The sequence below is a fragment of the Bacteroides sp. L10-4 genome, from assembly GCF_013373675.1.
Classification (GTDB): Bacteria; Bacteroidota; Bacteroidia; order Bacteroidales; family Bacteroidaceae; genus Bacteroides; species Bacteroides muris.
Map to the genome: position 1 here is coordinate 17,466 of NZ_JABXJH010000047.1, position 22,795 is coordinate 40,260.

The 22,795-nt window shown below is 46.2% G+C and carries 18 protein-coding genes; 12 read left to right on the plus strand and 6 right to left on the minus strand.

What is annotated here, in order from left to right; all coding sequences use genetic code 11:
* Positions 1–19: 19 nt before the first annotated feature.
* From HU824_RS14660 to HU824_RS14700, 9 genes are all read left to right on the plus strand, one after another.
* Positions 20–1,324, plus strand: coding sequence for an alpha-L-fucosidase (locus HU824_RS14660; RefSeq protein WP_136010753.1), 1,305 nt, complete (start codon positions 20–22; stop codon positions 1,322–1,324).
* Positions 1,325–1,465: 141 nt separating this feature from the next.
* Positions 1,466–2,161: a zinc metallopeptidase gene (locus HU824_RS14665; RefSeq protein ID WP_136010752.1), complete on the plus strand. Its 696-nt coding sequence runs from the start codon at positions 1,466–1,468 to the stop codon at positions 2,159–2,161.
* Positions 2,162–2,889: 728 nt separating this feature from the next.
* Positions 2,890–4,251 carry a histidine--tRNA ligase gene (hisS, locus tag HU824_RS14670; protein ID WP_136010751.1) on the plus strand — a complete coding sequence of 454 codons (1,362 nt, stop codon included), beginning with the start codon at positions 2,890–2,892 and terminating at the stop codon, positions 4,249–4,251.
* A 148-nt stretch (positions 4,252–4,399) separates the two neighbouring features.
* A complete protein-coding gene (locus tag HU824_RS14675) occupies positions 4,400–4,558 on the plus strand; it encodes a hypothetical protein (protein WP_168354335.1) in 159 nt (52 codons plus the stop codon).
* A 48-nt stretch (positions 4,559–4,606) separates the two neighbouring features.
* On the plus strand, positions 4,607–5,368 hold the full coding sequence (locus HU824_RS14680) for an EFR1 family ferrodoxin (RefSeq protein ID WP_176469225.1): 762 nt from the start codon (positions 4,607–4,609) through the stop codon (positions 5,366–5,368).
* 246 nt (positions 5,369–5,614) lie between these two features.
* A complete protein-coding gene (locus tag HU824_RS14685) occupies positions 5,615–5,887 on the plus strand; it encodes a co-chaperone GroES (RefSeq protein WP_004290132.1) in 273 nt (90 codons plus the stop codon).
* 42 nt (positions 5,888–5,929) lie between these two features.
* A complete protein-coding gene (gene groL / locus HU824_RS14690) occupies positions 5,930–7,567 on the plus strand; it encodes a chaperonin GroEL (protein WP_136010749.1) in 1,638 nt (545 codons plus the stop codon).
* 255 nt (positions 7,568–7,822) lie between these two features.
* Positions 7,823–8,041 (plus strand): winged helix-turn-helix domain-containing protein, encoded by a 219-nt coding sequence (locus HU824_RS14695; protein WP_136010748.1) that lies wholly within the window; start codon positions 7,823–7,825, stop codon positions 8,039–8,041.
* Positions 8,042–8,199: 158 nt separating this feature from the next.
* Complete coding sequence (locus HU824_RS14700) at positions 8,200–9,219, plus strand: low specificity L-threonine aldolase (protein ID WP_176469226.1); 1,020 nt, start codon at positions 8,200–8,202, stop codon at positions 9,217–9,219.
* Between the two features lie 171 nt (positions 9,220–9,390).
* Here the strand turns inward: HU824_RS14700 and HU824_RS14705 are convergent, their stop codons facing one another.
* The 4 genes from HU824_RS14705 to HU824_RS14720 form a co-directional block, all read right to left on the minus strand.
* The gene (locus HU824_RS14705; protein WP_176469227.1) at positions 9,391–11,904 is read right to left on the minus strand and encodes a glycoside hydrolase family 9 protein; all 2,514 of its coding nucleotides are present in this window, start codon (positions 11,902–11,904) and stop codon (positions 9,391–9,393) included.
* An 889-nt stretch (positions 11,905–12,793) separates the two neighbouring features.
* Positions 12,794–14,497, minus strand: a complete 1,704-nt coding sequence (locus HU824_RS14710) for an acyl-CoA dehydrogenase family protein (protein ID WP_176469228.1) — start codon at positions 14,495–14,497, stop codon at positions 12,794–12,796.
* 215 nt (positions 14,498–14,712) lie between these two features.
* A complete protein-coding gene (locus tag HU824_RS14715; RefSeq protein ID WP_176469229.1) occupies positions 14,713–15,732 on the minus strand; it encodes an electron transfer flavoprotein subunit alpha/FixB family protein in 1,020 nt (339 codons plus the stop codon).
* 4 nt (positions 15,733–15,736) lie between these two features.
* Entirely contained in the window at positions 15,737–16,630 is an 894-nt protein-coding gene (locus tag HU824_RS14720; RefSeq protein WP_117601570.1) for an electron transfer flavoprotein subunit beta/FixA family protein, read from the minus strand.
* A 610-nt stretch (positions 16,631–17,240) separates the two neighbouring features.
* Here HU824_RS14720 and HU824_RS14725 point away from each other — a divergent pair.
* The 3 genes from HU824_RS14725 to HU824_RS14735 all read left to right on the plus strand — a co-directional run bounded on the left by HU824_RS14725 (position 17,241) and on the right by HU824_RS14735 (position 20,333).
* Positions 17,241–17,813 carry a hypothetical protein gene (locus tag HU824_RS14725; protein ID WP_217994211.1) on the plus strand — a complete coding sequence of 191 codons (573 nt, stop codon included), beginning with the start codon at positions 17,241–17,243 and terminating at the stop codon, positions 17,811–17,813.
* A gap of 1 nt (position 17,814) precedes the next feature.
* On the plus strand, positions 17,815–18,366 hold the full coding sequence (locus HU824_RS14730) for a DUF5043 domain-containing protein (protein WP_136010740.1): 552 nt from the start codon (positions 17,815–17,817) through the stop codon (positions 18,364–18,366).
* A gap of 206 nt (positions 18,367–18,572) precedes the next feature.
* Positions 18,573–20,333, plus strand: coding sequence for a 1-deoxy-D-xylulose-5-phosphate synthase (locus tag HU824_RS14735; protein WP_176469231.1), 1,761 nt, complete (start codon positions 18,573–18,575; stop codon positions 20,331–20,333).
* A gap of 384 nt (positions 20,334–20,717) precedes the next feature.
* On the opposite strand, the gene HU824_RS14740 is transcribed toward HU824_RS14735, so the two are convergent.
* Both HU824_RS14740 and HU824_RS14745 read right to left on the minus strand, forming a co-directional pair.
* Positions 20,718–21,344 (minus strand): hypothetical protein, encoded by a 627-nt coding sequence (locus HU824_RS14740; protein ID WP_176469232.1) that lies wholly within the window; start codon positions 21,342–21,344, stop codon positions 20,718–20,720.
* Positions 21,345–21,356: 12 nt separating this feature from the next.
* The gene (locus HU824_RS14745) at positions 21,357–22,637 is read right to left on the minus strand and encodes a leucine-rich repeat protein (protein WP_369692704.1); all 1,281 of its coding nucleotides are present in this window, start codon (positions 22,635–22,637) and stop codon (positions 21,357–21,359) included.
* Positions 22,638–22,795: the final 158 nt, after the last annotated feature.

Below are 22,795 nucleotides of genomic sequence, written 5' to 3' on the forward strand. Positions count from 1 at the left end.
ACCTTTTTTATTTATTGCCATGAGAACACGTTTTTTATCTTTTCTGCTATTGGTGGCTTTCGCGGCCTCCGTACACTCGCAGGCTTATCAGCCTACCGGGGAAAATCTGAAATCCCGTCAGGAATTCCGGGATAATAAGTTTGGCATTTTCCTGCATTGGGGGCTGTACAGCATGTTGGCAACCGGTGAATGGACTATGACCAACAAGGATTTGAACTATAGAGAATATGCCAAGTTGGCAGGTGGATTCTATCCTTCCAAATTTGATGCCGCCAAGTGGGTGGCTGCCATTAAGGCTTCGGGTGCGAAATATATCTGCTTCACCACTCGCCATCACGAAGGTTTCTCTATGTTTCATACCCGTTATTCCGATTATAATATCATAGATGCCACTCCTTTCAAGAGGGATATTCTGAAAGAATTGGCAGACGAGTGCCACAAGCAGGGCATCCGTCTGCATCTCTACTATTCGCACATCGACTGGTTTCGTGAAGATGCTCCGTGGGGACGTACCGGACGCGGAACGGGGCGCCCGAATCCGAAGGGAGACTGGAACAGTTATTATAAATTTATGAACAACCAGTTGACGGAGTTGCTGACGAACTACGGTGAAATCGGTGCTATCTGGTTCGATGGTTGGTGGGACCAGGACCAGAATCCTGATTTTGATTGGCAACTGCCCGAGCAGTATGCCTTGATACACCGTCTGCAACCGGCCTGTCTGGTGGGGAATAATCACCATCAGGTGCCTTTTGAGGGTGAGGATATACAAATCTTTGAACGCGACCTGCCGGGTGAGAACCGCGCTGGACTCTCCGGTCAGGATATCAGCGCCTTGCCTCTTGAAACTTGCGAAACAATGAACGGTATGTGGGGATACAAGATTACAGACCAGGATTATAAATCTGCTGAAACACTGATACACTATTTGGTGAAGGCCGCCGGTAAAGATGCCAACCTGCTGATGAATATCGGTCCTCAGCCGGACGGTGAGCTGCCTGCTGTTGCATTGCAGCGTCTGGCAGAAGTAGGAGAATGGATGAAGGTATACGGTGAAACCATCTACGGAACCCGTGGCGGCTGCATTGCTCCGCATCCTTGGGGAGTCACTACACAAAGAGAAAATAAATTATACGTGCATATCCTCGAATTGCAGGACAAGGCTCTTTTCCTGCCGTTGGGAGGCAAGAAAGTGAAGAAGGCAGTGGGATATGCCGACCGTCTTCCAGTGAAGTTCCGTAAGTGTGAAGGAGGGGTGATGCTCTACTTGCCGGAGGTTCCGACGGATATTGATAAAGTGATAGAGGTGGAGATTGAAAAATAAATCGGAAATCAGAAATCTTTAATTCTTCCTAAAAGATAAAGGAAACGCTGGCATTGCTCACCGTTTCCTTTTATTTTTGGCAGACTATTTGTTATACAATAAGAAACGACTGATTTATTCACAATTTAAAGAAAGAAAATTATGGGAACAGGAATGATAGGAATGCAATGGATTATTTTTATCGGTATTGCCGTCGTCAGCTGGCTGGTACAGATGAATCTTCAGAACAAATTCAAGAAGTACTCTAAAATCCCTACTGGCAACGGAATGACGGGAGCAGACGTGGCCTTGAAGATGTTGCACGATAATGGCATTTATGATGTGACCGTGACGCATACTCCCGGACATCTGACGGATCATTATAATCCTGTCAATAAGACAGTAAACTTGAGTGAGGGTGTTTATAGCAGTAACAGCATCATGGCTGCTGCCGTTGCAGCCCACGAATGTGGTCACGCCGTGCAGCATGCGCGTGCATACGCTCCGTTGACAATGCGCAGCAAGCTGGTACCGGTAGTCTCTTTTGCCTCACAGTGGATGACGTGGTTGCTGCTGGCTGGTATCTTGATGCTGAACTCCTTCCCGCAATTGCTGCTGGCAGGCATTATATTGTTTGCATTGACTACTTTGTTCAGCTTCATTACCTTGCCGGTGGAAATCAATGCAAGCAAGCGTGCGCTGGTATGGCTTAGCAACTCAGGCATTACGAATTCATACAATCATGCACAAGCTGAAGATGCACTCCGCTCGGCTGCCTATACATATGTAGTGGCTGCTCTCGGTTCGCTTGCTACGCTGATTTATTATATCATGATATTCTTGGGACGCAGAGATTGAACGCACATGATACAGGCATAAAAACTGGCCAAATCCTGAGCGGTAAAGCGCTGGATTTGGCTTTTAAGTATGAAAAAGCTGTGGAATATCAGAAGTCATATGATTGCGTAGGGTATGCGCCCCTGCATAAATGGCTTCTCGCTGAAACCACATGGCCCTATTCCATATAAATGTCAAGTCGTACATCAATGGCAAGCCATTGGTCTTTGTTTGTGCTGATGTAAATCAGTTAGCATCGGATTTTGAGTTTTCTCAATACATACTCTCTGGTATGGCACATTCAGCATGCCCCCCGGCTCTGCATAGAGAGACCATTCTGTTGCCTTGAACTTTACACATGGCGATTTCAAAACGACAGAGGGTCGCAAATAGAGATTCATAAACTTTTCTTTGTTGAAAGCCTTGTAGAATTCATCTTTCAGTTCATGGTCTTCTTTGATTTTGCAACCAACAGAGGGTATTGCAACAAAGCAATAATGAGAACAACAGGTAGATTTGCCGCATCATGAATATATTTTTTAATGTTATTTTGATGCAGAACAGTATAAATGTTGTGCCTAAATAGCAAATGCTTGATATATAGTTATATGCTGAATCAAACTTTGCCTGAAAATGAACACTTAGTTCAGAAGTGAATATTGTCGCATTACAATTCCTTAGCTTTCTCTTTTCATCCTCAATAAAATACTGTAACTTTGTCGTCCGATTTTAAAGTAATTGAACTGATTATGGCAGCAAAACCAAGTATCCCGAAAGGAACCCGTGACTTCTCGCCTGTAGAAATGGCGAAGCGTAACTATATATTCAATACGATTCGTGAAGTGTATCACCTCTATGGCTTCCAGCAGATAGAAACGCCCTCGATGGAAATGCTTTCTACCTTGATGGGGAAGTATGGTGAGGAAGGAGACAAGCTCTTGTTCAAGATACAGAATTCCGGTGATTACTTCTCCGGACTGACAGATGAAGAACTGTTGAGCCGTAATGCGGTGAAGCTTGCCAGTAAGTTCTGCGAGAAAGGTTTGCGCTATGACCTCACAGTGCCTTTTGCCCGCTACGTGGTGATGCATCGCGATGAAATCACTTTCCCCTTCAAGCGTTATCAGATACAACCCGTGTGGCGCGCCGACCGTCCGCAGAAAGGGCGTTATCGTGAGTTCTATCAATGCGACGCCGACGTGGTAGGCAGTGATTCCCTGTTGAACGAAGTGGAACTGATGCAGATTGTAGACACGGTATTCACCCGCTTCGGCATCCGTGTCTGTATCAAGATTAACAATCGCAAGATATTGAGCGGCATTGCCGAAATCATCGGTGAGTCTGACAAGATTGTGGATATTACCGTGGCCATCGATAAGTTGGATAAGATAGGTCTGGACAATGTCAACGCCGAGTTGAAGGAGAAAGGTATCAGCGACGAGGCTATTGCCAAACTGCAACCCATCATTCTGCTGAACGGCAGTAATGAAGAGAAACTCGCTACCTTGAAAGAAGTCCTTGCTGCAAGTGAAACAGGACTGAAGGGTGTGGAAGAGAGTGAATTCATCCTTTCTACCCTGAAAAGCCTCGGCTTGAAGAATGAAATCGAACTGGATTTGACATTGGCCCGTGGCTTGAATTACTATACCGGTGCCATCTTCGAAGTAAAGGCGCTTGATGTGCAAATCGGCAGTATCACCGGCGGAGGACGTTATGACAACTTGACGGGTGTATTCGGCTTGTCCGGTGTCAGTGGTGTCGGCATCTCGTTCGGTGCAGACCGCATCTTTGATGTGCTGAACCAGCTCGACCTTTATCCGAAAGAAGCGGTGAACGGTACTCAGCTGCTGTTTATCAACTTTGGTGAGAAAGAAGCTGCATTCTCTATGAATGTGCTTGCTGAAGTACGTGCGGCAGGTATTCGTGCCGAGATTTTCCCCGATGCAAGCAAGATGAAGAAACAGATGGGATATGCAAACTCCAAAGCCATTCCGTTTGTGGCCTTGGTAGGTGAGAATGAGATGAATGAGGGTAAGGTGACATTGAAAAACATGGAGACTGGTGAGCAGAAAATGGTCACTCCTCAAGAGCTGGTTAGCGAACTGAAATAATAAAAACTGAAATATACAAAAAAAGGAGCACAAGGTTGCTCCTTTTTTTGTATATTTATGGCACGAATATAGGTATTTGTAATAGTGGCGTAGGAGAAATGAAACATCCTGCATTTATCTTTGTACTGACAAAAAAAAGGAGGTTCTTATGGTTTCTGTTGAGCTTAAGCAAGAAAAACACAATGCCCTCGTCAGTTTCCTGATGATTGTTATAGCGGCATTGTTTCTGCTCTATATGGGCAGTTCATTGGTACATTCTACAAGAGCGTTCTGGGAAAATTATTCCATAGAAGAGCTGCTGGAATAAAAGGAATTCAAGTCAAATCATTACCTTTGTCGGCAAAACATATTGCCGATGATACTTTATTTTACCGCAACCGGAAACTCGCGCTGGATTGCAGAATTGCTTGCAGAGGCTACGCGTGATACTGCTGTCAGCATTGTTGATTGCCTGAAGCAAGGTCTGATACCCGCAGAACTGATGAAAGTCGATAGATTGGGTGTCGTTTTTCCGGTACACTCCTGGTATGCACCCCGTGTCTTGATTGATTTTTTGTCGCAGCTCCGGTTGCCGGACTGCTGCTATCGTTATGCCGTGTGTACATGCGGGGACGATATGGGAAAGGGAATGAACCGCCTGGCAGCGCATTTCTCGCTGGATGCTGCCTGGTCTGTTGCAATGCCCAATACCTACGTACCGATGTTCAATTTGGACGATGAGGCGCTTTGCCGCAAGAAGATAGAGAACGCACGGCATGCCATTGCTTCGATTGCCGAAGATGTCATTGCACGGAAGAGGGTCTGGAATGTGCATGAAGGCAGTGCTGCCTGGCTGAAAACGTATATTGTGAATCCTTTGTTTGTTCGTTTTGTCATTGGTACAAGGAGTTTCCATGTCGATGAGGGTTGCATCTCTTGCGGAATATGTAGCAAGTCGTGTCCGGTAGGCAATATCCGGTTGGTGGATGGGTATCCGGTGTGGGGAAAGCAGTGCATTCATTGTATGGCTTGTTTGCATTTTTGCCCCCGGAAAGTGATACAGTATGGAAAAGCGACACGGAAGAAGGGACGGTATCGGTTGGAAAGTTACCTTTGTCGGTTCACCACTCCTGCATAAATCAGCAGAATAAGTGCGGGAAAGACTGTCTTGGACAATGCTATGTTTCCTTTAGCTATCACGGAGAAGATGTTGGATGAGCTGCCTAAAGATAGCAAATATCGTTGTATATCTTGCCATTTTGTCAGCCTTTGTCTGCCAAACAATCAGCTTGTCTGTTTGGCACGGTTTTCGTAAGTTCTTTATTGCTTGTTTAAAGCAAAATTACTATTATAATAAATGTATAACATATAAAACAAAAAGACTATGAACATTAAACCATTAGCAGACAGAGTGCTGATACTCCCTGCACCTGCAGAAGAAAAAACAATTGGCGGTATCATTATTCCTGATACAGCGAAAGAGAAACCTTTGAAAGGTGAAGTTATTGCAGTAGGCAACGGAACAAAAGACGAAGAAATGGTGTTGAAGGTTGGTGACACAGTGCTGTATGGCAAGTATGCCGGTACCGAATTGGAAGTGGAAGGAACCAAGTACCTCATCATGCGCCAAAGCGATGTGCTCGCTGTTTTGGGATAATTTCATTCTTTAATTATTAATTCTTAATTTGTTTATCATATTATGGCAAAAGAAATATTATTCAATATCGATGCCCGTGACCAATTGAAGAAAGGTATCGATACACTGGCAAATGCAGTAAAAGTAACCCTCGGCCCTAAAGGTCGCAATGTTATTATCGAAAAGAAATTCGGTGCTCCCCACATCACAAAAGATGGTGTAACAGTAGCTAAAGAAGTTGAATTGGCAGACGCATATCAGAATACCGGTGCACAGTTGGTGAAGGAAGTCGCTTCCAAGACTGGTGATGATGCAGGTGACGGTACTACTACTGCTACTGTTCTGGCTCAAGCCATCGTAGCCGAAGGGCTGAAGAACGTAACTGCCGGTGCAAGTCCGATGGATATCAAACGCGGTATTGACAAGGCTGTTGCCAAAGTGGTTGATTCTATCAAAGGCCAGGCGGAAACAGTAGGTGACAACTATGACAGGATTGAGCAAGTAGCTTCCGTTTCTGCCAACAACGACCCCGTTATCGGCAAGCTGATTGCAGACGCTATGCGCAAAGTTTCTAAAGACGGTGTTATCACTATCGAAGAGGCCAAGGGTACTGATACTACTATCGGTGTGGTTGAAGGTATGCAATTCGACCGTGGTTACCTTTCTGCTTACTTCGTTACCAATACGGAGAAGATGGAGTGCGAAATGGAAAAACCGTACATCCTGATTTACGATAAGAAGATTTCCAACCTGAAAGATTTCCTGCCTATCCTCGAACCGGCAGTACAGACCGGCCGTCCTTTGCTGGTTATTGCAGAAGATGTGGATAGCGAAGCACTGACAACTTTGGTGGTGAACCGTCTGCGTTCTCAGTTGAAGATTTGTGCAGTGAAGGCTCCGGGTTTCGGTGACCGTCGCAAGGAAATGTTGGAAGATATTGCAGTATTGACCGGTGGTGTTGTCATCAGCGAAGAAAAAGGTCTGAAGCTGGAACAAGCTACTATTGAAATGTTGGGTACTGCTGACAAAGTCACTGTTTCCAAGGACAATACAACCATTGTGAACGGTGCCGGTGATAAAGAAAACATCAAGGAGCGTTGCGAACAAATCAAGGCTCAGATTGTAGCTACGAAGTCTGATTATGATAAGGAAAAACTACAGGAACGTCTGGCCAAGTTGTCTGGTGGTGTAGCAGTTCTTTATGTAGGTGCTGCTTCTGAGGTTGAAATGAAGGAAAAGAAAGATCGCGTAGACGATGCGCTTCGTGCTACCCGTGCCGCTATCGAAGAAGGTATCGTTCCTGGTGGTGGTGTAGCCTATATCCGTGCACTGGATGCATTGGAAGGCTTCAAAGGTGATAATGTGGACGAAACAACAGGTATCGACATCATCAAGCGTGCTATCGAAGAACCGTTGCGTCAGATTGTTGCCAACGCTGGTAAAGAAGGTGCTGTTGTCGTACAGAAAGTACGCGAAGGCAAGGCTGACTTCGGTTACAATGCCCGTACCGATGTTTACGAAAACCTGCATGCAGCCGGTGTGGTAGATCCTGCCAAGGTTACTCGTGTGGCTCTTGAGAATGCCGCTTCTATTGCCGGCATGTTCCTGACTACAGAATGCGTAATCGTTGAGAAGAAAGAAGATAAGCCCGAGATGCCGATGGGTGCTCCCGGAATGGGAGGCATGGGCGGAATGATGTAAGATCGTTTTCCCCTGATTGCTTAATCAAATAGAAGAACCGCAGTATCTTTTCGATAGATACTGCGGTTTTTTTTCCGGTTTACGTTCTTGATTGTTGATAAAAAGAATGTAATATTACAAAAGTGCTACAAAAATAGTTAGTTTACACATCTTCTGTCTGTTTTGATTGTTAATGAAATAGTAAATTGCATCTTTACTTTTCGTAAAGATAACTGAATCAATAAGAACTATTAACCTTTTTAATTAAAGAGAAAAATGGACAAGAACGAAATCGGACTGAATGCTGGAAAAATTTGGCAGTTGCTTAACGATTATACCAGGTGGAGCTACGATTCTTTGAAGAGGAATTCCGGGCTGAAAGACAAGGAACTGGGAGCTGCATTGGGGTGGCTTGCTCGTGAGGACAAGATTGAAATTCATCAGGAAGAGGATGAACTTTATGTTTCGTTGGGGGTAAACGTTTATATCGGATAAAAGAGGAACTGATTAAATAGACTGATTGGGGGAGCACAGGTTTCGTAGTGTGGAAGCATTTTTCACCGGAGGATGAAATCTGTGCTCCTTTGTTTCTTCATATTGAGGAATATTCTTTCCTTTGCATATTCTTTTCAATAAACAAAAACAGAATGAGTATGAGAAGTTTTGCTTCAGACAATAATTCAGGCGTACATCCGCAGGTAATGGAGGCGCTGGACCGGGCCAACCGTGACCATGCTGTTGGTTATGGGGATGACCCTTGGACAGAGGAGGCTGTCCGTAAAATAAGGGAAGCGTTTACGCCGGATTGCGAACCGTTGTTTGTATTCAACGGTACGGGCAGTAATGCAGTGGCTTTGCAACTGTGTACCCGTCCTTATAACTCTATCATTTGTGCAGAGACTGCACATATCTATGTGGACGAATGTGGTGCTCCTGCCCGCATGACAGGCTGTCAGATTCGTCCTGTTGCTACCCCTGATGGCAAGTTGACCCCTGATTTAGTCCGTCCTTATCTGTGTCATTTCGGTGAGCAGCATCATTCGCAGCCCGGAGCCATTTATATTTCGCAATGTTCGGAGTTGGGCACTGTCTATAAGCCGGACGAGCTACGGGCTTTGACGGATTTGGCTCATCGGCATAGCATGTATGTCCACATGGACGGGGCCCGTCTGGCAAATGCTTGTGCAGCCCTGAATCTTGGTGTTAGGGAGCTGACAGTGGATTGCGGAATAGATATCCTTAGCTTCGGCGGTACGAAGAACGGACTGATGCTGGGAGAGAGTGTGATTGTCTTTAATCCAGCCTTGAAGAAGGAAGCTTGTTTTGTGCGTAAGCAGTCAGCACAGCTCGCATCCAAACTTCGCTATCTGTCCTGCCAGTTCACTGCTTACCTGACGGACAGCCTTTGGCTGAGAAATGCCGCGCATGCCAACCGTATGGCTAAGATTCTTTATGCCGGATTGAAGGGGTTACCAGGTGTGCATTTTACGCAGAAGGTGGAAAGTAACCAGCTTTTCCTTACGATGCCCCGTCCGGTGATTGACGAACTGTTGAAGGACTATTTTTTCTACTTCTGGGATGAGGCCATCCACGAAATTCGTTTTGTGACCTCTTTTGATACTACGGAAGAGGATATTGAGCAACTGTTGCAATCGGTAAAAAGGCTTCTCTGAAATATGTAAAAGCTCCTAACCTTCACAGGCTGGGAGCTTACTTTGAAACTTTCCCCTTTTGGGGGTAGGGGAAGGTTTACTGAAAACAAACCGATTGAATATTTACCTTAAATACCTTTGCATGATAACCTTTTTAACTAACCTTTCCAATAAATCTTTGTTAGAGTATGTTTATATACCGACAGCCTCGCAGACCGGTACAAATGTGTAGCCTTTTTGTTTCAGCGTCTTAATCATCTTGTCCAGATAACCATTGTAGAACTTGTCCGTGCGGCGGTCGTCCGTTCCGAAGTGTATCAGCATCAGGTGCCCGTTCAGGCCTTCCTTCTTTTCCACCTCCATAATCTTGTCGTAGATGAACTTGCTGCTTCGGTACTTCTGTCCCATGTCCGGAGTGGTGTAGTCGGCATTGCTCATGGTGCCGGGGGTATAGTTGATAACTTGAATACCCATGTTCTTTGCCCAGGCGGATATTTCCTTGTTATAGTATTCGTAAGGAGGAATATAGACGGGAGCGTCCTTGTATTCAATGCCTGCCTTGCGGAGGGTCTCGTAGCTTTTCATGATGTCGTTCTCAAACTCTTCGCGGGTGACCAGCAGAGAATCACGGTCTTCCCAAGGCATGTACAACAAATGTCCGTAACTGTGGCTGCCTACAAAATGCCCTTCGTCGAGCAGGCGTTTCACTACATCGGGATAGAGCTCGTAGAACTCTCCGGTAAAGAAGAAACCGCCTTTGATGCCATGCTTCTTCAAGGTACTGATGATGGCATCGGCACCGTCTGCTTTGTCGGCGGCAGTGAATACGAGGGTGATTTGCTTTTTCGAAGGGTCGGTGCGGATGATTCCTCCGTCCACATATACATTCTTGTCATTTGGGATACCGGCTTGCTTCATCCCATCTTTCTGCATGGCAGAGAGGTAGTACGTGAGGCAGGCGGTTCCGTCCATGGTAGGCTCATTGGTAGAATAGTCGTGGAGAGCGTCGTGATATACCATCAGGTCCGGTTGGAAGCGTTCGTAGTCTTGTCCGGGAGTTCCGGGAATTCCCGTCATGTTGACGCCGCGCAGGTTTTCAAAGATGGTACGATAGACAGGACCGTCCACCAGTCCGCCAGTAGTATTGCCCACGCCTGCATTCAGCAGTGAGGAGTGGGGTTGCGAGGGATAGTCTCCGTAAAGGGGAAGTTCCACAATCATGCTGGTTCCCCAAGGGTTACAGCCGAACAGCCAGTCGCGCAAGGAGGCTTCCATTTCGGCGTACGTGTCATCACCGGTGGTTTCACGGTACAGCCGGCATTGGGTCAGCATAGCGGTAGTCAGGTTGTTGGAACACCAGATGTAGGGTATACCGTGCAAGAAGGGGTTTTCTACCGCTTTCTCGTATGTGCGTTCGATACCCGTACGCATGTTGCGGATAAATTCCTTGCTGATGCGGCTGTTGTCTACTTTGGCAAGATGGTAGTGGCCCATGTTCATGAACGGATACCATTGGTAGTGGCGTGCGCTGTCGGCGCCCATCCAGGGAGTCACCGGTTCGCGGCGTCCGTATTCAAGGGCTTGGGCCAGATATTTGTTGTCGCCGGTGGCTTTGTACAGCTCCATGGCACCCAGTTCCATATCGTCCACCCAGTTGTCCTCTTCGTAAATGTAGGGAGACAAGACAGAGGCAGTCTGGCATGCTCCCGGTTTCTTGACTCCTTCTTGATAGGCGGCATCGGCCTTGGCTTCGATTTCTGCTGCAAATTCGGGATAGTAGCCTTTCAGTATTTTGGCACCTAAGGCGAAGCAGGAGGCAAATTTTCCGGCAGTGCTTGCCACTCCGGTCGTTGCGTTCCTGAATTTTCCGCGTACTTGCGGTTCGCCACTGCAAAAGTAAACGGGGCGTCCCTTGCCCGGTCCGTAGCCGTAATCCACCAGGTCTTTGTTGGGGAGGCGCATTCCGGCATGGTCACGGTCGTCGGCTATCTGGTTGTACAGCTCGCCCGGAGCCGGATTCATACGGTTCATCCAGTCCAATCCCCATTTGATTTCGTCCACAATGTCCGGGATACCGTTGGCACCGGGAAGGCCGGCTGCATCATACGCATCACCGAAAGATTCGGGGTTTTCCTGATAAGCGAACATCATCTGATAGATGGCATTGGCAGAGGTGGTGGTGTATTGCAGATAGTCCGTAGCATCGTGCCAGCCTCCGCGGACATCTATATGTTGTCCGGTTTTGGTAGGATGATATACGATGTAGCCGTCGTGCACGTGGCAGCTGTCTTTCAAGAACGGATTATAGCCGCAGCGTTGCTGCCGCATGTAGTTTAGAAGGAAATCCGCTGTGCCGTTGTAAACGTGTGTATTGATGGGGAAGCGGGGGGAAACGGTTTTGCCTGCTTTCAGGTAATAAGTTCCCGGTTCTGTAAAGTTACTGAAGTCCAAGCGGTAGGTACTTTTCATTCCACCCAGTTTGCCGGTGGGTTTAGGTGCATTGAAAGTTTGTACTGTCTTGCCCGTGAAGGCATCGACCAATGTATAACTATCCACACGAGTTCCTTCTTCGCTCATGAATACTCCCACTTTAATGGATTGAGGCAGATAACCGAGCTGGTTGATTCTAATCCATTCGTCTGCTTTACACGGTAACGCGGCGATAAAGGTAACTATCACTATTAGGAGCCAATAATTACTTTTCATAAATCGTATTTTCTATTTAAGGTTGGTGCTTTTATATTAACTTGGTTTTAATCGCTACAAATAAAGCGGTTTCTATTAGTTTTAGGAAGATTTAGTATGGATAATTAGATAGTATTATGCGTTGTTTACAATATTTTAGATTTAACGAGACGTTAAATGATAAACTTGGAAATGATAAGCTGTTGCTATTCATATGTTTACACGGGTTGAATATTCTTTTTATTTTTCGTTTACGTATTTTAGTACTCTTGAGAACACATAGGCTTGTTTTTTTGTTTTATGTCATTTAAAAACAAAACTCAGATGTATTTTTGCGCAGCAGATTGAAAGTCTTCGGAGGTTTCTGATAAACCTTATGATTATCTCCGTAATATTCCTCCCTGCCACTCTTCCACATTGCGGCATATCAGTGCTGCAGGGAAGCAGAATATGTGTATAAGTCTGCTGGGCAGGCAGCATAGGTTAATATGATATTAAAAGGTCTTTAATGATATATTACTATGGGGACGAGGTTGGCTGAAACGGGGAAAGAATAAGGATGAAGCATGCAAATAACTGATTGGGGGGAAGGAATGCGGATAATCATTATTTTGTTATTTGCCAATAGCAAGCCGAAATGCGGTAAAAATCACAAAGAACTTGCTGGTACATACTCATTGCAGAGTTTAGATGCACTGCAATGCGAATTAATGTCGGCTATATCAGCGATAGATACGGAATCGGCACATCTACAAATCACGCATCTTTTTTGAAATGTCAAAGGAAAATTTTAAGGTTGTTGGTGCATAAGTACAGCTGTGGTTTGGTTTCCCAAAATTAAGCCCTTGATTTATCTGTTTTCTTCAAAAGGGTATTCAGATAAAGCAAGGGCTTAATTTAGAATGGACGGTTAGCGATAGCTTTCCAGTTCTTCTGCCTTGAACTTGCGGATAAAGTTGAAGTGCTTTTCTACTTCAGCTTCTGCATAGTTCACATATACAAGGGCAGACTTGGCAAACAATTCAGGAGCTCTTGTAGCATCTTGAATAATCAGGTGCGACATGATACATACCGCAGCCATTTCGTAGAGACGACGTGCCACGAAGTCCAGTAATTCTTGGTTCTGTGCCTCTTTTACCGCATTGGTGCAGGCTTCGAACTTATTGGCCATTTCCTTGATGCGGTCCATCAGCGGCTGCATCTCTTCGCTGCATGGCACTTGTTCGTAATCGCGCAGGGTAGCGGCATACGAACCGTTGGTCACATAGCGGATGGCAGCTACAGTCTGCAACTGGGTGGTACCTTCGTAGATGGAAGTGATACGTGCGTCGCGGTAGATGCGTTGGCAGGCATATTCCAACATGAAGCCCGAACCGCCGTGAATCTGAATGCTGTCGTATGCATTCTGATTGGCATACTCGGAGTTCATTCCCTTTGCCAGCGGAGTGAAGGCATCGGCCAGTTTGGCATACTTCTTTTGTTCCTGGCGTTCTTCCGGAGTCAGCTTGCGTTCGCGGGCAATGTCGTCCAATGCTTTGTAGATGTCTACGTAGCGGGAAGTCTGGTACAGCAAGGAGCGTCCTGCATTCAACTTGGCTTTCATAATAGCCAACATGTCATATACAGCCGGGAACTCGATGATGGCCTTGCCGAACTGCTTGCGGTCTTTGGCATAAGCCAGACCTTCGTTGTAGGCAGCTTGTGAAAGACCTACCGACTGTGCGGCAATACCCAGACGGGCGCCGTTCATCAAAGCCATGACGTATTTGATCAGACCGAGCTTGCGGTCGCCGCAAAGTTCTGCTTTTGCATTCTTGTAAACCAGCTCGCAAGTAGGAGAACCGTGGATACCCAGTTTGTTCTCGATGCGGCGCACGTCTACACCACCTTCATTCTTGTCGTAGATGAACATGGACAAGCCGCGTCCGTCCTTCGTTCCTTCTTCCGAACGGGCCAGTACGAGGTGGAGATTGGCGTCACCGTTAGTGATGAAACGCTTCACACCGTTCAGACGCCAGCAGTTGTTGGCCTCGTCGTATGTAGCTTTCAGCATTACGCTCTGCAAGTCGGAACCGGCATCCGGCTCTGTCAAGTCCATAGACATGGTCTCTCCGGCGCAGATGCGCGGGATGAAACGGCTGTGCTGGTCTTCGTTGCCGAATTCGTAGAGCGTTTCGATGCAATCCTGCAGTGACCAGATGTTGCCGAAACCGGCATCGGCTGCAGCAACGATTTCCGCACACATGGTGTACGGAGTAATCGGGAAGTTCAATCCACCGAAACGTCGCGGCATGGTCATACCGTTCAATCCGGCTTTTACCATAGCGTCGAGGTTCTGCTTGGTGCCGCTGGCATACTCCACACGGCCATTGGCGCAGTGGGGACCTTCTTCGTCCACACCTTCGGCATTGGGAGCGATGATCTCTCCGGTAATCTCTCCGGTGATTTCAAGTACCTTGTCAAAAGAGTCCATAGCGTCCGCATAGTCCTGTGGGGCATAGTCATACTTGTCTTTGTCTTGATATCCGCGCTCTTTCAGTTCGCAGATACGTTCCATCATCGAGTTGTTCAAGTGATACTTGAGTTCGGGAACTTCGGTATAAAAATTTGCCATAATGTTCTTTAATTTAGGAGTTAGAGGAGTTAAACCCATAGTCCGGCTTATTATTTCTTTAATCCTCAAAGCGGTGTGTTGCTATACTTTTGCAATAGGCATTCAGTAACTTACTGGCTTCCTCTATACTCTCTGTTATTCTAACGTAGTTGTTCTCAGTAATATAATTCAAGTCTTAGGAAAGAAGTATATATTATCTGCACTCTTCCCGGTTTTTATTTACTGTGCGATTTATAGTACTTAATCATCTTCGGGATAACCTCTTCCACCGTACCGTTGATGACGTAGTCGGCAATCGTATTGATGGGAGCGTTCTCGTCATTGTTGATGGAGATGATGATGCCACTTTCCTGCATGCCGGCAATGTGTTGGATTTGTCCGCTGATGCCGCAGGCGATATACAGTTTGGGACGTACCGTTACACCCGTCTGGCCAATCTGGCGGTCATGGTCGGCATAACCGGCATCGACGGCAGCACGGCTGGCGCCTACCTCGGCATGGAGTTCTTTGGCAAGCTCGAACAACATGTCAAAACCTTCCTTGCTTCCCATGCCGTAGCCGCCGGCAATCACGATGGGAGCGCCTTTCAGGTTGTGTTTTGCCTTTTCTACGTGGCGGTCGATGACTTTTACCACATAATCCGTCTCGGGCACGTACTTGGCAACGTCGTGGTTGATGACTTCGCCCTTATAATTAGCGTCGAGAATCTCTTTCTTCATCACACCCTCGCGAACGGTAGCCATCTGCGGGCGGTGTTCGGGATTCACAATCGTGGCAACGATGTTGCCGCCGAATGCGGGACGGATTTGATACAGCAGGTTCTCGTAAACCTTGCCTTCCTTCTTGTCTTCGTGGTTGCCGATTTCCAGTGAGGTACAGTCGGCGGTCAGTCCGCTGGTCAAAGCAGAAGAAACGCGCGGGCCGAGGTCGCGACCGATAACGGTGGCACCCATCAGGCAGATTTGCGGCTTTTCTTCCTTGAACAGGTTGATGAGGACAGAGGAGTGGGGAAGTGAAGTATAGGGGAACAGGCCCGGAGCGTCGAATACGTGGAGCTTGTCTACTCCGTAGGGCAATACTTGTTTTTCAATGCCTGCCAGATTGCTTCCGGCGGCCACAGCCTCCAGTTGGCAGCCCAACTGATTGGCTAATTTACGACCTTTGGTCAAGAGTTCGAGACTGACGTCGGCAACTGTTGTGCCTTCTATCTCTAAATATACAAATACATTATTCATAATCTTATCCTATCGTATGGTTGGCTAACAGTTCAACAATCAAATCTTCCACATCCTTGTCGCTGCCCGTCAGCGTCTTGCTTTCTTTGGCCTGGAATGAGATGTTCTGAATGGTCTTCACCTTTGTGGGCGAGCCGCTCAGACCACATTGTGCAAGGTCGCCGTTCACGTCAGCAACGCTCCATTCCGTGATGTTCAGATAGGGATATTTCTCGTAGAGGTCGGCGTAGGCAAGCTCGGCGCCTTCCTTGGTGATGGCGGCTTTTTCCTGAGCACCGAGTGCGCGTTTGTACTTCTGTACCAGTTTGGCATTGCGCGGGCGGCAGGGAGCGGCACTTCCGTTTACGGTGATGACGATGGGCAGAGGAGCCTCGACGGTTTCTACGCCGCCGTCGATATGACGTTTCACGGTAATCTTCTTGGCGGCTTTATCCACGTTCAGAATCTCTTCTGCGTAGGTCACTTGCGTCAGTCCCAGCTTTTCGGCAACCTGTGGGCCTACTTGGGCGGTATCACCGTCGATGGCCTGGCGTCCGCCGATGATGACGTCATAGTCGCCTATCTTCTTGATGGCTGTGGCAAGGGCATACGAAGTGGCAAGCGTATCTGCACCTGCAAAGGCGCGGTCGGTCAGCAGATAGCCGTTGTCGGCACCACGGTAAAGTCCTTCACGAATAACTTCGGCTGCACGTCCCGGTCCCATGGTCAGGATGGTAACGGTGGAGCCCGGATGTTCATCTTTCAGTCGGAGAGCCTGTTCAAGAGCGTTCAGGTCTTCGGGGTTGAAGATGGCAGGGAGTGCCGCGCGGTTGATGGTTCCGTCGGCTTTCATGGCATCTTTCCCGACGTTGCGTGTGTCGGGAACTTGTTTTGCCAATACAACAATTTTCAAACTCATGCTATTAATTATTAGTATTAGTATTTTTCTGTATGTCAGTGCCGGGAGAAATAGGAGTAGTGAAGGGAAAGCCCTGCTACTGAAATTGTCCGGTTAACTCATTATCAGCCTGCAAATTTACGGAAAGAGTTGGGTTTGGCAAGAATTTGAAAGGAAAAATGCACAAATTGAGGGGTTTTGCGCAAATATCAGTATGCTGGTTAAAGAAATCATGCCAATATTACATTCAGACAAAAACTCCAAACGAAAAAACGTATGTTTCATGCGGCTGTTTGAAATACTATTCCTATATTTAAGGTGAAAATGTAAACCTCTCAAATTTAATTATTATGAATGGCAAGTCTTTGAATCGTTGCCTGCTCTTCGTATTCTTGTTTTGCGGTTGTTTTCATTCTTGTCTGCAAGATGAAATGTTTTCCGAATATGCCAAGGAAAAACGCTTTTTCAGGACTGACGGGGCAGATGAATGTTTGAGCTTGATTGCCGGGCGATTGAGGCAAAAGAATGACTCCACTTATTTTATAGGAGAATTTGTGGAAAAATACGGTTATCCTCTTTGGCGGGATGCGTATTTCGTAATTCCCACATGACAGAATATAATTGGAAGATTTTGGAAAATATGATTGATAAAATCATGGCAGACTGTATGGGCGAAGAATTATACAACGGATTGAAAAGTTATCTTAATGGAAAGACCTTGACCATTCAATTCAAGGAAGGCTCGAACGGGTCGTTCGGGATGCAAGGCGAATCCGTTGGAATAGCTTTGGGCATGCAGATGGAGAGCAACCAGCTTCTGCACGAAATGTTTCATGCGTATCAGGCTTATCAAAATACACTTGCTCAGTATAATAATTCTGTATTGAATAATGAGATTGAGGCACATTACGCGCAATATCTCTATATAAGCAGATTGCCGGAGTATGCGGGGAGTAAGTGGGAGGAAAGGGATATAAAGGATGTGCGTCGTAGGGAAGTGAAAAATCTAACTAAATATATTGATAAGAAGGGCAATCTACTTCCAGAGATTACTGATGATGTATTGGATGGGGTGATTACAAGTAGTGTGATTCCTGCTTTTCGTGATGTAGGTTATACGGAAAGCAAATACCCATTGAACGAGAATCAAAACGGAATAGCTAATTTTAAGACACTAAATAAATTAACCATAAACTGTAAATGATATGAAAACAATACTCACTTTTATCGGCTTGTTATTTTGTGCAACTATTATGGCACAGACTAATTATTATACTGCTACTAAAACTTTCAATGAGGATGGCTATACTTACCAATGTGATGTTCCATCTTATAAGTTGGTGACACTTTATAATAAGGATAGCCATTATACGTATATGCGGCAAATCTATAAAGACACAGGTGAGCCTTTCTGTATGCCCGATGCCGGTATCGATTTAACGGAAGGTGATAATTGGACCCGTACCAAACGATACACTATAGTAAGAGATGCTTTTAGCGCAGCGGAAAAGCAAAGGGTAAAAGGACGTGAACTGACAATAACGATGGTAATCAATTCAAGTACCGGAAAGGTTGATGAGGTTTATTTCCAATTTGTAACTTTTGATCCCTATGCCACTATTCCCGTCTCCGTCTTTCGTCAGATTGAAGTGGAAATCAAGAAGAATATCTGGTATACTCCTACTTCTGAAGGAAAGAAGTTGAATTACATTTTACTTTGGTGGGGACAAGACCCTTCGGCATTGATACGGTTGTGATTTCATTTGGTTCGTTGGTGTTTTAACTGCTTTCGCTACAGAAGTATGCAATATTGGGCTATATCTGTAAAAAAGGTAGTTAAACCGGTAATTTATCTACCTTCCCGTTTCCATTTCTTCTGTACTTTTGCAACGTCCGGATGAGGCTTGCACGACGGGCGGCATCGGATAAACAAGCATCGCTACTTAAAATGTTATTATAGAATATGTATATCGAAAAAGTAAATTCCCCTGCTGACGTGAAAAAATTATCAGTTGGTGAACTGAATGAATTGAGCGGAGAAATCCGCCGGGTGTTGTTAAACAAGTTAAGCACTCACGGAGGACACGTAGGACCCAACCTGGGAATGGTAGAAGCCACCATAGCCCTGCATTACGTGTTCGATTCACCAACGGACAAGATTGTCTATGACGTATCCCACCAAAGCTATGCCCATAAGATACTGACAGGCCGCCGGGCAGCGTTTATGAATGCGGACGAATATGACGAAGTCTCCGGATACTCCGAACCGTCGGAAAGCGAGCATGATTTCTTCGTCATCGGGCATACCTCTACCTCTGTCAGTCTGGCAAGCGGGCTTGCCAAGGCGCGTGACCTGAAGGGAGAGACGGGCAATGTGATTGCCGTCATTGGCGATGGCTCGCTGAGTGGCGGTGAAGCTTTCGAAGGATTGAATGTAGGTGCCGAACTGGGCACGAACTTCATCGTCATTGTCAACGATAACCAGATGTCCATTGCCGAGAATCATGGCGGACTATACCGCAATCTGCAACAGCTGCGCGAAACGGACGGTCAGGCTCCCTGCAACTATTTTAAGGCAATGGGATATGATTATCTCTATGTGAAAGACGGTAATGACGTGGAACAGCTGATAGAGGCTTTCCGCACAGTGAAGGACGTGAATCATCCGGTTGTGGTATATATCAATACCTTGAAAGGCAAGGGATATAAATTGGCGGAAGAGCAGAAAGAACGTTTTCATTACAGTGCTCCGTTCGACCTTGAGACCGGCAATCTGACCGGTGAGCCTGGGGAGGGTGAAGACTATGCCGACCTTACTGCCGATTATCTGTTGCAGGAGATGAAGAAGGATCCCACTGTGGTGGGCATCACCGCAGGTACACCTACTGTATTCGGCTTTACACCGGAGCGACGCAAGGAGGCAGGGCGCCAGTTTATCGATATGGGTATTGCCGAAGAGCAGGCTGTTGCCATGGCTTCTGCCATTGCTGCCGGAGGCGGAAAACCGGTGTTCGGGGTCTACAGCACCTTTATCCAGCGCGCCTACGACCAGTTGTCGCAAGACCTCTGCATCAACAATAATCCTGCATTGATTCTTGTCTTCTGGGGAAGCTTGTCGAGCATGAACGACGTTACCCATCTTTGTCTTTTCGATATTCCGGTCATCGGCAATATTCCGAATATGGTCTATCTGGCACCTACTTGCCGTGAGGAGTACATGGCCATGCTGGAGTGGGGCATCCGTCAGACGGAACATCCGGTTGCCATCCGCGTGCCGGCCAATGGGGTTATCCGCAGGGATATAGAACCGGAGAAGGATTACGGCAAGACGCTGAACCGTTACGAGGTGTCCCATCGTGGAGAGAAGGTTGCCATATTGGGACTGGGCTCTTTCTATCAGTTGGGAGAAGCCGTGGCTGCACGGCTGAAAGAAGAAAAAGGAGTGGATGCCACGCTTGTCAATCCCCGCTACATCACGGGTGTGGACGAGGCTTTGCTCGATGACCTGAAGCAGGACCATACACTGGTCATCACTCTTGAAGACGGCGTGCTGGACGGGGGCTTTGGCGAGAAGATTGCCCGTTACTACGGTCCGTCGGATATGAAGGTGCTGAACTACGGTGTGAAGAAAGAGTTTATCGACCGTTATGATGTGGAAGAACAGATGAAGAAGAACCGGTTGACGGTTCCGCAGATTGTGGAAGACATTTGCAAGCTGGTGTAGCTTCTTGTTTTTGGGCTTCCACCTCTTTCACCTTTCTTCTCTATCCCTTTGTTCATCGGCTTTTCCGGTGAAACCGTTTTTCTGGAGGTAGTACTTCATGGAGTTCTGCCAAATGGGATTTTCGTTGGGGGGAATCATGTAATATTGCTTTCTGATAAGGATTTGCCGGATTGCAGTTCATGATGATTGAGAGTGCTTGGCGTTTGGTGGTTCGCCTTGGAAAGACTTCTTTATAAGTGAACGACCCAGGTTGTTCGACTGAACAACCCGGGTCGGCCGAACGAACAACAAAGGCTGTTCAATCGAACGACCTGGGTCGTTCACCTATTATATCCATATAATCTTCCTACATATGAGGAACATGTTTGTCTGTTGGTCAGTGCTTTATATTTCAATAGAAACTCTATTTGTATTTGTAATGAGGAATTCTCCTTGCAGGTTCATCTCCTTTTCGTCGTTGCGTTGCGGTGCAGAATCAGGGGTGAATGTGAATCCGAACTTGCCCATGTAGGTCTCATTGGGATTGTTTATTTGTTTGAATGTCACAACACCGTTTCCGAAACAAAATGGAAAGTCTGAAGGAGCGGTTTCAATGACGCAGTAAGACTGCCTTTTCTCTTTATAGTAGTCGATGGCTTCGTGAATGTCTTCCTGGTGGAAATCGGGCAATACGGCTACCGTATATTCATCTTCTATACTTAAAGGAGAGTCGAGAAACAGGCATAATTCTATACTGAATCCCCGATATGTACTATTGTCCTTCTTCGGATAACATGAGAAATTGAATCTGAAATATCCTTCCCCTTTCCGGAAGTTGTAATAGAAATCGGGGGTAGGTTCCAGAATGTCGAATACCCCTCGATAGTGCGCTGCATATTTCTCTCCATTCAGTTTGCATGTGACATACGAAGGAGATGAAAAGAGCTCTTCTAATTTCTTTTTGCAACTTGTCAGGCAAAAAAGAGTCAATAGAATAATGCTGGTAGTTTGAAAAAATGCTTTTACTTTCATCGTATTGCTCAATTAGGGATTGTGTTCAACGATGTTCTTGAAATTACTCCAACCGGGAGTTGATTCATATGCTTGTCTGCTTCCGGAAGGGACGGATAAGGTCTCCCCCTTAGGAACGACCTTCAAAATTGGAGGAGTCTCCCAATCAAGATATAATGAATCTACATGGCAGCTTTTGAATGCAAGTTCAGAAATATGTGTCAGGCCAATTGGAAGATACAAGGACTTTAGTCTCGTTCCGGTTGCAAAAGCATAGTCACCGAGCGATGCCAACTTTGAAAATGGGGTTATATTAATCTCTTTCAATTCAGAGCAACCCTTAAAGGCATATTCTCCAATGACAGTCACATCATCAGGTATGTTGATTCGTTCCAATCCTGTACATCCCCGAAAACAATACGGACCAATCTTTTCCAAATATCCCGGTAGCTCCAATGAAGCGATGTTGTCTACGTAGGCAAATGTTTCTGAAGATAGGGAGGCTTCTTCAATGGAAGGCAGATTATCGGGCAGTTCTATCTTCAAGTCAGAATAATAAGATTTGTATCCTTCGAGAATGTAAGTTTCATATAAATCCAGTTGGAGCGGATAAGACCGGGCGATTAAGCCGGACAAGAAAAGCCTTTGTTTGAGCACATATAAATCCAAGGCGTTCAGGCTACCGGAAATTGTAAGATTGCGTATGTGGCGTATGTTGGCTTCTTCGTCTCCCAGCAATACATATAGGCTACCGGCTTCGACAGCCGGTATTACCACGTCCGGTGAAAAAGTAGCGGGTTGTTGGCGCACGCTTATTGATGAATGCTTAATGCCATCCACGTAAACATCTATGAATGCTATTCTGCCCAAACCCTCATTGGGCTCTATGGAAAGCAGCAATTTCACTTTCTCTTCCTGCTCTATGGTGTCGTATTTTATCCATATAGGCCGGTCGAACCTCAAAGAGAAAGTCAGCTTTCCGTTGGACGTAAATTCTATTTCTTTCGTCTGCTCCTTTTCTCCGACTACATAAGCGTCATACGTGGTGTTTGCCGTTCCTGCCGGGCGTTGGATAACTTTGATGGTAAAATCTGCATCGTCCACCGCCACATGGATGGAAGCTTCCCGTTTATTAAGCGTATTGTTCTTGTCACAATGAATCGTAATCTCCCCATTCCCACTGTCAACGAAACCTTTTGCACTCAACCATTCCGATTCATTCCGTGTCAGGTAGTCGATGGATATAATGGGTTGAGCTTCCTTGTTGGTAGTGAAGAACAGGTTCGCATTTCCGCCATTGGAATAAAACTCCAGTTCACTACTGTCCCATTAAAATCTGAAAAATTTCTTTGAAATTATTGAAATATAGTTAGTTACATGGATTTTTCGAGCGAACGGACTTGAAATTTTATCTTTGCGGTAGTTTTACTATGACCGCATATGTTTCAAGACAAGTTTGTATTTGCTCAGTT